This window comes from Pseudomonas soli, assembly GCF_900110655.1.
GTDB lineage: Bacteria > Pseudomonadota > Gammaproteobacteria > Pseudomonadales > Pseudomonadaceae > Aquipseudomonas > Aquipseudomonas soli.
The window spans coordinates 100782-113149 of the sequence record NZ_FOEQ01000007.1 but is presented as its reverse complement, the minus strand read 5'-3'; the positions used below and the strand labels follow the sequence as shown (position 1 = coordinate 113149).

General features: G+C 64.1%; 11 protein-coding genes. 6 read left to right on the top strand and 5 right to left on the bottom strand.

Annotation, left to right across the window (positions count from 1 at the left end; genetic code table 11):
- The first annotated feature begins 6 nt into the window (after positions 1–6).
- Positions 7–681 carry a bifunctional 4-hydroxy-2-oxoglutarate aldolase/2-dehydro-3-deoxy-phosphogluconate aldolase gene (locus BMY03_RS16475; RefSeq protein ID WP_046854326.1) on the top strand — a complete coding sequence of 225 codons (675 nt, stop codon included), beginning with the start codon at positions 7–9 and terminating at the stop codon, positions 679–681.
- A 190-nt stretch (positions 682–871) separates the two neighbouring features.
- Here the strand turns inward: BMY03_RS16475 and leuA are convergent, their stop codons facing one another.
- From leuA to BMY03_RS16455, 4 genes are all read right to left on the bottom strand, one after another.
- On the bottom strand, positions 872–2545 hold the full coding sequence (gene leuA / locus BMY03_RS16470; protein ID WP_023632519.1) for a 2-isopropylmalate synthase: 1674 nt from the start codon (positions 2543–2545) through the stop codon (positions 872–874).
- Positions 2546–2895: 350 nt separating this feature from the next.
- Complete coding sequence (locus BMY03_RS16465) at positions 2896–3723, bottom strand: M23 family metallopeptidase (RefSeq protein ID WP_094011684.1); 828 nt, start codon at positions 3721–3723, stop codon at positions 2896–2898.
- Positions 3724–3726: 3 nt separating this feature from the next.
- Positions 3727–5106, bottom strand: coding sequence for an exodeoxyribonuclease VII large subunit (gene xseA, locus BMY03_RS16460; protein ID WP_038707595.1), 1380 nt, complete (start codon positions 5104–5106; stop codon positions 3727–3729).
- Positions 5107–5182: 76 nt separating this feature from the next.
- Complete coding sequence (locus tag BMY03_RS16455) at positions 5183–6061, bottom strand: LysR family transcriptional regulator (protein WP_094011683.1); 879 nt, start codon at positions 6059–6061, stop codon at positions 5183–5185.
- Between the two features lie 97 nt (positions 6062–6158).
- On the opposite strand from BMY03_RS16455, the gene BMY03_RS16450 reads away from it, so the two are divergent.
- From BMY03_RS16450 to guaA, 4 genes are all read left to right on the top strand, one after another.
- Positions 6159–6914, top strand: coding sequence for a sulfite exporter TauE/SafE family protein (locus BMY03_RS16450; protein WP_094011682.1), 756 nt, complete (start codon positions 6159–6161; stop codon positions 6912–6914).
- Positions 6915–6964: 50 nt separating this feature from the next.
- Positions 6965–7522, top strand: a complete 558-nt coding sequence (locus BMY03_RS16445) for a hypothetical protein (RefSeq protein WP_023628476.1) — start codon at positions 6965–6967, stop codon at positions 7520–7522.
- A gap of 86 nt (positions 7523–7608) precedes the next feature.
- A complete protein-coding gene (guaB, locus tag BMY03_RS16440) occupies positions 7609–9078 on the top strand; it encodes an IMP dehydrogenase (RefSeq protein WP_023628475.1) in 1470 nt (489 codons plus the stop codon).
- Positions 9079–9155: 77 nt separating this feature from the next.
- Positions 9156–10733, top strand: a complete 1578-nt coding sequence (guaA, locus tag BMY03_RS16435) for a glutamine-hydrolyzing GMP synthase (RefSeq protein ID WP_038706730.1) — start codon at positions 9156–9158, stop codon at positions 10731–10733.
- Positions 10734–10798: 65 nt separating this feature from the next.
- Here guaA and BMY03_RS16430 read toward each other — a convergent pair whose 3' ends face one another.
- Positions 10799–11743: a helix-turn-helix transcriptional regulator gene (locus BMY03_RS16430; RefSeq protein WP_050704159.1), complete on the bottom strand. Its 945-nt coding sequence runs from the start codon at positions 11741–11743 to the stop codon at positions 10799–10801.
- A gap of 177 nt (positions 11744–11920) precedes the next feature.
- Here BMY03_RS16430 and BMY03_RS16425 point away from each other — a divergent pair, with 177 nt between their 5' ends.
- Positions 11921–12367, top strand: a complete 447-nt coding sequence (locus tag BMY03_RS16425) for a hypothetical protein (protein WP_094011681.1) — start codon at positions 11921–11923, stop codon at positions 12365–12367.
- The last annotated feature ends 1 nt before the right edge of the window (position 12368 follow it).

Sequence of the window (12368 nt, the reverse complement as noted above, 5' to 3'; positions counted from 1 at the left end):
ATTGTCATGACCACCCTCGAACGCCCACAGCCTTTGCTCTCGATGGCCGACAAAGCCGCGCGGATCGACGCGATCTGCAACAAGGCGCGCATCCTGCCGGTAATCACCATCGCCCGTGAGGAAGACATCCTGCCCCTGGCCGATGCCCTGGCCGCCGGCGGCATCCGCACCCTGGAAGTGACCCTGCGCTCGCAACACGGCCTGAAGGCCATCCAGGTGCTGCGCGAGCAGCGCCCGGAGTTGTGCGTCGGCGCTGGCACCGTGCTCGACCGCGGCATGTTCGCGGCGGTCGAGGCGGCGGGGGCGCAGTTCGTCGTCACCCCGGGCATCACCCAGGATATTCTCGAGGCGGGTGTGGACAGCGACATTCCGCTGTTGCCAGGCATCAGCACGCCGTCGGAAATCATGATGGGCTACGCCTTGGGCTATCGCCGCTTCAAGCTGTTCCCCGCCGAGATCAGTGGCGGCGTGGCGGCCATCAAGGCGTTCGGCGGCCCGTTCGGCGACATTCGCTTCTGCCCCACTGGCGGGGTCAACCCGGCCAACGTGCGCAACTACATGGCCCTGCCCAATGTGATGTGTGTGGGCGGCACTTGGATGCTCGACAGCAGCTGGATCAAGAACGGCGACTGGGCGCGGATCGAGGCGTGCAGCGCCGAGGCGATGGCGTTGCTGGACTGACAGATTTCGTTGTGTGCTACACGGCTTGTGGGGCGCTTGGTCGGCGCCCCTTTTTTTCGCCTGCGATTTGGGTGCTGCCGGTTCCGGCTCTATCGCGGGGCAAGCCCGCTCCCACGAGCCCGCGATGGGCTCGGGAAAACCAACAAAAAAGCCCGCATCGAGGATGCGGGCTTTGGTTATCAGCGTTGGCTTACGCCGCTTTGGCCTGCTGCTGGCTCAGCGAGCGGTTCAGTGCGCTGAACAGTGCCTTGAAGCTGGCGGTGGTGATGTTCTCGTCGATGCCCACGCCGTGCACCGGACGCCCGCCGGCCACGCGCAGCTCGATATAGGCCGCGGCCTTGGCATTGGTGCCGGCGCCGATGGCGTGTTCGTTGTAATCCATGATCTCCACGGCGATCGGCAGGCCGGCCACCAGTGCTTCGAGGGCGCCGTTGCCCTTGCCGTGCCAGTGCAGGGTGGTTTCGCCTTCACCGGAGACTTCCACTTGCACGTGGCTGCTGCCGTTCTCTTCCTGCAGGCGGTGGCTGACCAGGGCATATGGCGCGTTGGCCTGGAGGTATTCCTTCTGCAGCAGTTTGTAGATCTGCTCGGCGGTCATTTCCAGGCCGAGACGGTCGGTTTCGCCCTGTACCACCTGGCTGAACTCGATCTGCATGCGGCGCGGCAGGCTGATGCCATATTCCTGCTCGAGCAGGTAGGTGATGCCGCCCTTGCCCGACTGGCTGTTGACGCGGATTACCGCCTCGTAGCTGCGGCCGATGTCGGCCGGGTCGATCGGCAGGTATGGCACTTCCCACAGCTCGCCGTCCTGCTGCTTGGCGAAGCCCTTGCGAATGGCGTCCTGGTGCGAGCCGGAGAACGCGGTGTGCACCAGGTCGCCGACGTACGGGTGACGTGGGTGCACCGGCAGCTGGTTGCACTCCTCGACGACCTTGCGCACGCCGTCGATATCGGAGAAGTCCAGCTGCGGGTCGATGCCCTGGGTGTAGAGGTTCAGTGCCAGGGTCACCAGGTCGACGTTGCCGGTACGCTCGCCGTTGCCGAACAGGCAGCCTTCGGCGCGGTCGGCGCCAGCCATCAGGCCCAGCTCGGTGGCGGCGATACCGGTGCCCCGGTCGTTGTGGGTATGCAGGCTGATGATCACGCTGTCGCGGCGGTTGACGTTACGGCAGAACCACTCGATCTGGTCGGCGTAGACGTTCGGCGTGGCGACTTCGACGGTGGCCGGCAGATTGAGGATGATCTTGTGCTCAGGGGTCGGGTTCCACACCTCGATCACCGCGTCGCACACCTCTTTGGCGAACTCCAGTTCGGTGGCGCTGAAGGTTTCGGGCGAGTACTGGAAGGTCCACTGGGTTTCAGGCTGCTGCGCCGCGTACTTGACGAACAGCTTGGCGGCGTTGACCGCGATGTCCTTGACGCCCTGCTTGTCCTGGTTGAAGACGATGCGGCGGAACGACGGGCAGGTGGCGTTGTACAGGTGAACGATGGCCTTCTTGGCGCCGCGCAGGGATTCGAAGGTACGCGCGATCAGGTCTTCACGGGCCTGGGTGAGCACCTGGATAGTGGTGTCGTCCGGGATGTGGCCGTCTTCGATCAGGGTGCGCACGAAGTCGAAGTCGGTCTGCGATGCGGACGGGAACGAGGCTTCGATTTCCTTTACGCCTACTTGTACCAAGGTCTTCCAGAAACGCAGCTTCTTCTCGGCATCCATCGGCTCGATCAGCGACTGGTTACCATCACGCAGGTCGGAACTGCACCAGATCGGCGCCTGGGTGATGGTCTTCGACGGCCAGGTACGGTCAGGCAGGTCGATGGTCGGGAAAGCGCGGTACTTCTTCGATGGATCTTTGAGCATGGTCATGGAAGCAATCCTTTTATGTGCGGCCGTGATCGGGCCTGCCGAACGTGTACGAGATGAAAAGGCGAGGCGACGCGATTCACCCTGGTAGTCGGGCGCTGACCAGGCAGAGGCTGCGGTGTTGTTGGAGGAGGGTGCTGAAGATGTTCATATGCTCAACCCTAACCAGTGGGTTTGGGTATGGCAAGCATTGCGAGAAAATTGAGAGGAATGCTTAAAAAAACGAATTTACTGAGTTTTTATGGCTTTTAAATTTGACCTGATGAGATTTTATTGCGTTAAGTTTTTTCATTGCGCAAGTCGCGGGGCAAGCGTGGGCTACGTGGGGGCGGGCTCGCCCCGCGATTGCGATTTCAGGGCTGGAACGCGCCGATGAAGATCGCCGGATCCACCCGCGCATCGTTGAGGCTGACGTTCCAGTGCATGTGCGGGCCGGTGGCCCGGCCAGTGGAGCCCACGCGGCCCACCACCTCGCCACGGCGCAGCGCCTGGCCCGGCTTCACGTCGATCTTCGACATGTGGCAGAACATGCTGATGAAGCCTTGCCCATGGTCGACGAACACCGTGCGGCCATTGAAGAAGTAGTCGCCCACCAGGATCACCTTGCCATTGGCCGGGGTCTTGATCGGCGTGCCGGCGGGCACGGCGAAGTCCAGGCCGGCATGGGGGTTGCGTTCCTCGCCATTGAAGAAGCGGCGCACGCCGAACTTGCTCGACAGCGGGCCGTTGACCGGCTTGTCGAGGATCAGGTTGCTCGGAAGCGCAGGGCTGAAACTGCGGTAGGCCTTTATCTGCTCGGCCAGTTCGCGGTCGATGCGCTTGAGGTCCTGCGGTTCAGGGTTGACCTGGCGCTTGTTCTTCAAGGTGATGTGCTGCTCGGGGTACTTCTTGCTGCCGACACTGAAAGGAATGTTGCGCCCACCCTGGGTCAGCACGGCACTGCCGGGCTTTTGCGTCAGTGGAATACCGACGATGGCCAGCCAGTTGTCCTGCTCCCTGACCACCAATACCGGTTTGCCATCGAAGCGCGCGGTCGGGGCGCTGGCGGCCGGGCCCAGGTCGACCACCGCCACGCCGCCGGGCACGGGCTTGTTGAGGGCGCGGGTGATGTAGCTGGCGTGGGCGGCCGTGACCGGCAGCAGCAGGGCAAGGGCAAGCAGGGGCGCGAACAGGCGTGGCATGTGTCAGTCCAGTAGCGAGAGGGTGACCGGGGTCTGGTGGTTGTCCTCGACCCGCACCTTGAGCTCGCCTTCGTTGAGGCGGGCGGTCAGGCGTTGGCCGTTGTGGGTTTGCGCGGCGCTGCGGATGGCCTGGCCGCGCTCATCCAGGAGGATGCTGTAGCCGCGGGCGAGGGTGGCCAGCGGGCTGACCACCTGCAGGGTCTGCAACTGTGCCTGGAAGCGCTGGCGGCGGTCCTTGAGCACGTCGCGCATGGCCCGCGGCAGGCGTTCGGCGAGGCTGTCCAGGCGCTGCTTGAGCAGTTTCAGGCTGCGCCCCGGATGTTGCGCGGCCAGGCGCGTGTCGAGGCGGCCGAGGCGTTGCTGGCGCTGGTTCATGTCGAGCATGAAGGCGCGGCGCAGGCGCATGTCCAGGTCGTCCAGGCGCTGGGCTTGCTGGCGCAGGCGCTCGCCGGGGTGGCGCAGGCGTCGGGCCAGCCCGTCGAGGCGCAGGCGGTCGTGGGCCAGGCGGTTCTGCATGCGCAGCAGCAGGCGCCGTTGCAGGCCGTCAAGGCGCTGCTGCAGGCCGCTGCTGTCGGGGGCGAGCAGCTCGGCGGCGGCGGACGGTGTGGGTGCGCGCACATCGGCGACGAAATCGCTGATCGACACGTCGGTCTCATGGCCCACGGCGCTGACGATGGGCGTGACGCAGGCGGCCACGGCGCGGGCCACGGCCTCTTCGTTGAAGCACCAGAGGTCTTCCAGCGAGCCACCGCCACGGGCCAGGATCAGCGCGTCGAAGCCTTGCCGATCGGCCATCTGCAGGGCGCGGACGATCTGGCTGATCGCCTCGCGGCCCTGCACCGCGGTGGGGATCAGGTTCAACTCGACCTGCGGCGCACGGCGGCCAAACACACTGATGATGTCGCGAATCACCGCGCCGGTGGGCGAGGTGATGATGCCGATGCGTTGCGGGTGCGCCGGTAGCGGCTTCTTGCGTTCGGTGCTGAACAGCCCCTCCGCGCCGAGCTTTTCCTTCAGCGCCTCGAACGCCAGGCGCAGGGCACCGTCGCCGGCCGGTTCGACCGTATCGAGGATCAGCTGGTAGTCGCCACGCCCTTCGAACAGCGAGACCTTGCCGCGCACCCGTACCGCCAGGCCGTCACGCAGGGCCTGGCGCACCCGGGCGGCGTTCTGCCGGAACAGCGCGCAGCGGATCTGTGCGCCGCTGTCCTTGAGGGTGAAATACATATGGCCGGAGGCCGGGCGGGCGAGGTTGGAAATCTCGCCTTCCACCCAGACGCTGCGGAACACGTCCTCGAGCAGCACGCGGGCGCGGCCGTTGAGCTGGCTGACGGTGAGGACCTCGCGGTCCAGGCCGAGTCGTTCGAAAGGGTCTCTGATCATGGTGGGCATCATAAATGAGCGAAGGCCTGGTTGTCTGTGCCGGCCTCTATCGCGGGCTTGCCCCGCGATGAGGCCTTCAGCCTTGCATGATCGCCACGAACTGGCCCACCAGTTCCCCGGCATCCCGCCGGCAAGCCAGCGCCACGGTACTTTGGCACGCCTCGTCCAGCGGCACGAAATGCACCGCCGGCGGGGCAATCTCGCGCATGCTCGCCGGCAACAACGCCACCCCGAACCCGGCCTGGATCAGTTGCAGTTGCGTGGTCTTGCGCGATACCACCTGTGCTGCCTGCGGAAAGAACCCCGCATTCATGCACAGCGACGCCGACAGGTAGCTCAGGCCGCCACGCTGGCGATGGGGGATGGAAATGAAACGTTCCTCGCGCAGTTGGTCCAGTCGAACACTGCTTGCCGTGGCCAGTGGGTGGCCCGCCGCCACTGCCAGCAGCAGGGGTTCGTCGAACAGCGCATGCAGCTCCACGCCTTCATGCTGGCGCAGCACCGGCAGGCGCAACAGGCCGATCTCCAGGCGGCCTTCGGCGATGTCCTCCAGTTGCGCCTCCGACGATTGCTGAGCGATCTCCAGGGAAACGCCGGGATTATTCTCGAGGTAGCCGCCGAGGCGCTGCAGCAAATGGCCGGTCAGCGGCACGGTGCTGGAGTGGTTCAGTCGCAGGCTGCCGCGCAGGCCCTGGCCGATTTCCCGGGCCAGGCGCTCGGCCTTGTCCAGGTCGGCCAGCAAATGGCGGGCGCGCTCGAGAAAGGCCAGCCCGGCGACGGTCAGCCGTGGCTGGCGGGCAGTGCGTTCGAACAGGACGGTACCCAGGTGAAGCTCAAGCTCCTTGATCTGCCGGCTGAGGGCCGACTGGGCAATGTACAGCCGCTCGGCGGCGGCGCTGAAACTGCCGGCCTCGGCGATTTCGACGAAGTAGCGCAGCTGGCGGATCGAAGTCATGTCATGCCTTTTCGAGATGGCTAATGGCAAAAATGCATATTAGTCGGCATGGCTCGTCACTGGCTAACCTTCAGTTGTCTTCAAGGGAACTGCCGCGATGCTCGCTCAACTGTCGTTTTCCACGTTCGACTGGCTGCCCATCCTGCTGGGAGTGGGGGTGGCCTATATCGTCTTCGGTATTGCCGGTTTCGGCACTGCGCTGGTCGCCGGCCCCGTGCTGATCCATTTCATGCCGTTGTCACGGATCATTCCGTTGCTGGTGCTGCTGGATTTCGTCGCAGCCTTCGGCAACCTGCTGCCGTCGCGGCGCGATGTGGTGCGCGGCGAGTTGCTGCGCCTGCTGCCGTTCATGGCGGTGGGTTGCACCCTGGGCGTGGTGTTCCTGCTGCGGCTCAAGTCCGATGTGTTGCTGTTGCTGATGGGTATCTTCGTGACCGCCTATGCGGTCTATGGCCTGGCGGTCAAGGTACGCCCGGCTAGCCTGTCGGGCGCCTGGGCGGTGCCCATGGGCACGGTGGGCGGGTTGTTCGGCGCCTTGTTCGGCAGTGGTGGATTCCTCTACGCGATCTACCTAAGTGCCCGCCTGGAGGCCAAGGAACAGGTGCGCGCGACCCAGGTCGCGCTGATCAGCTGCAGCACGGTGGTGCGCCTGTCGCTGTTCCTGGTCGCCGGGGTGTATGCCGATACCAGCCTGTTGCTGCTCGCCGCCTGCCTGCTGCCGGTGATGTTCGCGGGCACCTGGTTGGGGAGGCGACTGACCTTGAACCTGTCTCGCGAGGCCTTCATCCGCCTGGTCACCTGGTTGGTCCTGGCCAGCGGCCTGGCCTTGATCGGTCGCTATCTGAGCGCCTGAGCAGGCGCTAGAATTGCGCCATTACCGCAGTCCGCAGGCCCGCCTCACCCATGAATACCCAGAGCATCATCGTCCCCAAACTGTCCACCGTGCCCGTCCATGAGGCCCGCGCCCGCGCCATCCTGCGCTGGTTGGTGCGCGAAAAAATCGTCGAGGAACAGTTGAGCACCTGTGGGCGCACCGGCAACCGCATGGGCCATGCCCTGGCGGAGGGGGCGCGCAAGGTGGCCCTGCATCCCGAGAAGTTGCCGTTCGGCGAGCAGGTCAACGGCCTGGAGGTAATGCTCAAGCGTTGCATCTACACCCCCACCGACGGTTTTCTCGAAGAAGCCGGTTGCCCGGAGTGCCGGCGCGAGGTCGGCGAGCCGCTGTTCGAGAGCCTGGAGGAGTGGATGCCGGGGGTGAGTGACAACTTCACCTGCCCGCTGTGCGGCTTCGAAGACGACATCAATGGCTTTCTCTATTTGCAGCCGTGTGCCTTTTCCAACCTGGGGTTCATCTTCAATAACTGGGGCGAGGCCGGGTTTACCCAGGCCTTCCTCGACAGCTTTGCCGACTGGCTGGACCAGCCAGTGGCGGTGGTGCAGGTAAAACTGCCGCAAGGCTGACCGAAGGCCCTTATTTTGCATTGAGCGGCGCGCCATGGATGGGTATAATGGCGCGCTTCCATTTTTCCCTCCCGGGAGCCCCCGCGATGCTGCGTATCAGCCAAGAAGCCCTGACCTTCGACGATATCCTCCTTGTACCTGGCTACTCCGAGGTACTGCCCAATGAAGTCAGTCTCAAGACCCGTTTGACTCGTGGCATCGAGCTGAACATTCCCCTGGTCTCCGCCGCCATGGATACCGTGACCGAAGCGCGCCTGGCCATCGCCATGGCCCAGGAAGGCGGCATCGGCATCATCCACAAGAACATGACCATCGAGCAGCAGGCCGGCGAAGTACGCAAGGTCAAGAAGTTCGAGGCTGGCGTGGTCAAGGACCCGATCACCATCGACGCCGACGCCACCGTGCGCGACCTGTTCGACCTGACCCGGCTGAACAACATCTCCGGTGTTCCGGTGCTGGAAAACGGTGACCTGGTCGGCATCGTCACTTCCCGCGACGTGCGCTTCGAAACCCGCCTGGACGCCAAGGTCCGCGACGTGATGACCCCCAAAGAGCGTCTGGTCACCGTCCGCGAAGGCGCCGACAAGAACGAAGTCCGCGAGCTGCTGCACAAGCACCGCCTGGAAAAAGTCCTGATCGTCGACGACAAGTTCGCCCTCAAGGGCATGATGACCGTCAAGGACATCGAGAAAGCCAAGGCCTACCCGCTGGCCAGCAAGGACGACCAGGGTCGTCTGCGCGTGGGCGCCGCGGTCGGCACCGGCAAGGACACCGGCGAGCGTGTTGCCGCCCTGGTAGCCGCCGGCGTTGACGTGGTTGTCGTCGACACCGCCCACGGTCACTCCAAAGGCGTGATCGACCGCGTTCGCTGGGTCAAAGAGACCTACCCGCAAGTGCAGGTGATCGGCGGCAACATCGCCACTGGCGCTGCCGCCAAGGCCCTGGCCGAAGCCGGTGCCGACGCGGTCAAGGTCGGTATCGGCCCAGGCTCGATCTGCACCACCCGTATCGTCGCCGGTGTCGGCGTGCCGCAGATCAGCGCCATCGCCAATGTCGCCGCCGCACTGGAAGGCACTGGCGTGCCACTGATCGCCGACGGCGGCATCCGTTTCTCGGGTGACCTGTCCAAGGCCATCGTCGCCGGTGCTTCCTGCGTGATGATGGGTTCGATGTTCGCCGGTACCGAAGAAGCACCGGGTGAAGTCGAACTGTTCCAGGGTCGTTCCTACAAGGCCTACCGTGGCATGGGCTCGCTGGGTGCCATGGCGCAGGCGCAAGGCTCGTCCGACCGTTACTTCCAGGACTCCTCGGCCGGCGCCGAGAAGCTGGTGCCGGAAGGTATCGAAGGTCGCGTGCCGTACAAAGGCGCCCTGGCCGCGATCATCCACCAGCTGATGGGCGGCCTGCGTTCGTCCATGGGCTACACCGGCAGCGCGACCATCGAAGAGATGCGTACCAAGCCGGAGTTCGTGCGCATCACCGGTGCCGGCATGGCCGAGTCCCACGTGCATGACGTGCAGATCACCAAGGAAGCCCCTAACTACCGCGTAGGCTGAGGCTTCCAGCAATTACCGAACGGGGCTGTCATACACAGCCCCGCGTCGTTTCCGATTTCCACTGACGAGATTGAGTCATGGCCCTCGACATTCACGCTCACCGTATCCTGATCCTCGATTTCGGTTCCCAGTACACCCAGCTGATCGCCCGCCGCGTGCGCGAGATCGGTGTGTATTGCGAGCTGCACCCGTTCGACATGGACGATGAAGCGATCCGCGAATTCAACCCGCGCGGCATCATCCTGGCCGGTGGCCCCGAGTCGGTCCACGAGGCCAACAGCCCGCGCGCGCCGCAGGCCGTGTTCGACCTGAAGGTCCCGGTGCTGGGCATCTGCTACGGCATGCAGACCATGGCCGAGCAGATGGGCGGCAAGGTCGAAGGTTCCGACCTGCGCGAGTTCGGCTACGCCCGCGTCGACGTGGTCGGCAAGAGCCGCCTGCTCGACGGCATCGAAGACCATGTCGACGATGACGGCGTGCTGGGCCTGGACGTGTGGATGAGCCACGGCGACAAGGTCACCCAGATGCCAGGCAACTTCAGCGTGCTGGCCAGCACCCCGAGCTGCCCGATCGCCGGCATGTACGACGATGCCCTGGGCTACTACGGCGTGCAGTTCCACCCGGAAGTGACCCACACCAAGCAAGGCGGCCGTATCCTGTCGCGCTTCGTCCAGGACATCTGCGGCTGTGAAGCCCTGTGGACCGCTTCGAACATCGTCGAGGACGCCATTGCCCAGGTACGTGCACAGGTTGGTTCGGCCAACGTTCTGCTGGGCCTGTCCGGCGGCGTCGACAGCTCGGTTGTTGCCGCGCTGCTGCACCGCGCCATCGGCGACCAGCTGACCTGCGTGTTCGTCGACAACGGCCTGCTGCGCCTGCACGAAGGCGACCAGGTGATGGCCATGTTCAAGGAGAACATGGGCGTCAAGGTGATCCGCGCCGATGCCGAGAAGCAGTTCCTCGACAACCTGCAAGGCGAAGCCGACCCTGAGAAGAAGCGCAAGATCATCGGCCGCACCTTCATCGACGTGTTCGATGCCGAGGCCAGCAAGCTGGAGAACATCCAGTTCCTCGCCCAGGGCACCATCTACCCCGACGTGATCGAGTCGGCCGGCGCCAAGAGCGGCAAGGCTCACGTGATCAAGTCGCACCACAACGTCGGTGGCCTGCCGGAGGAAATGAACCTCAAGCTGGTCGAGCCACTGCGTGAGCTGTTCAAGGACGAAGTGCGCAAGATCGGCCTGGAACTGGGCCTGCCGTACGACATGGTCTACCGCCACCCGTTCCCGGGCCCAGGCCTGGGCGTGCGTATCCTCGGTGAAGTGAAGAAGGAATACGCCGACATCCTGCGTCGCGCCGACCACATCTTCATCGAAGAACTGCGCAAGGCCGACTGGTACCACAAGACCAGCCAGGCGTTCGTGGTGTTCCAGCCGGTCAAGTCGGTCGGCGTCGTCGGCGACGGCCGTCGCTACGCCTGGGTCGTGGCCCTGCGTGCCGTCGAGACCGTGGACTTCATGACCGCGCGCTGGGCGCACCTGCCGTACGAGCTGCTGGAAACCGTCAGCGGCCGTATCATCAACGAAATCGACGGTATCTCCCGCGTCACCTATGACGTGTCGAGCAAGCCGCCAGCGACCATCGAGTGGGAATGATCCCGAGTCGCGGTTGAATGAAACGGGCCTGCATTGCAGGCCCGTTTTTTTGGGGGGGCTGAACCCTACTCAGCCCCGGGAGAATGCCCAAAATACGCCTTGTAGGCATGGCAGAAATTGGCCGGGTTGGCGTAGCCGACATGATAGGCAACCTGCGATACCTGCCAGCGACGCTCCAGCAGCAGGGCGCGGGCCAGCTCCATTCTCTGTTGCCGAACATACTGCAAGAGCGACCGACCGTATTCGTGGCTGAAAGCGCGGCGCAAGGTGGTCTCGCTCACCCCCAGCTGGCGAGCGAGTGCGGCAGCAGTGGGCGGTGCGTTCAGGTTTTCATCGAGCTGGCGGCGCGTTTCAATGGCCAGGTCGCGGCGCCCCCGGTCTTGACTCTTCTCGGCGGATCTGTGCCCGATCAGGTGGCTGGCCAGTTCCAGCAAGATGGCCAAGCTCAGGCTCTCGCAATGCAGGCGCCTGAGTCCGCCGGTATAGGGTGACAGATACAGCTGCCGGAACAGGCGGCTCACCGCTGGACACTGCGGTAGCTGGTCGAAGCGCATGCCGTCGGCGACAAGTGCCAACAGGGGCTTGAGCTGCGCGTCCTCCCGGGCCAGCTCTTGCAGGTAATCGCCGGCAATACGTACTCCGGCCATGCGGGCATGACTGTTGGCGGGCAGTTGGTCCTGCGCCTCCAGGCTTTCACCCAGGCTCAGCATGTGCAACTGGCCAGGGGCATAACTGTTGAGCCTTCCGTCCACCGTGTGCTGCCACGCCCCGTCGAACACCTGCACGATGCACAGGCTTTGCGGCAGCACCTTGTCGATCCTCAGCGGCTCTGGAAACTGCAGGTTGCAATCGAAGTATTGCAACCCGCTGTGTACCGTCTGCGCCCGATAGTGGCCGGTCGCGCTACCCATCACTCGCGCGCTGCTCGCATCCAGTACACCAGCATCAGCGAGTGACCCGGGGCTATCGAATGAAAAGTCGGTGTCGAGGTAGGGGCTGATCGATCGCATGTGCGCTTGGCATCCTTGGCTGAGGGCGGCATGGCCGCGAATGGTAACGCGTGCACATTTTCAGCGACAGCCGTTGTGCGCAGGGTGCTGTCTGTTGTGCAAGCCGGTCAGCGGGGTTGGCTAGTCGGGCCAGGCTTATTTCAATGGGCGTTTGTTTCGATTCAGGATGGAGAAGACATGCTCGCTTATCGCAAATGGACAGCCCTGGTGGTGGCTGCGTTCGCCCTGTGGCTGGGCCAGGTTCACGCTGAACAACGGCCGGAAGTGGCCGACCAGGTAGTTGCCTACATGGGGGCGCAAGGGACCAAGGTGTGGACGCTGCGTATCGGTGAACGTGCCGCCAACGAAGCGCTGGTACAAATCGAAGGCATCGATCACGACTGGAACATGCGCATCCAGAAAATGCAGGTGGAGAAGACCAGCAAGGACACCCGCTACTCCACCACCGTGGACGGCAAGAAGTACGTGGTGCTGATCATCCAGGGCAACTGGGGCGGCGAGTTGAACCTGCCGGGTGAGGCGCAGACACAGCAGGTCGGCTATTCGGAAGGGCTGTCGCGTGAGGGCAATGCCCAGGCGTTCCTTACCGATTATCTGGCAGCACAGAACACGGAGGCGCAATGAT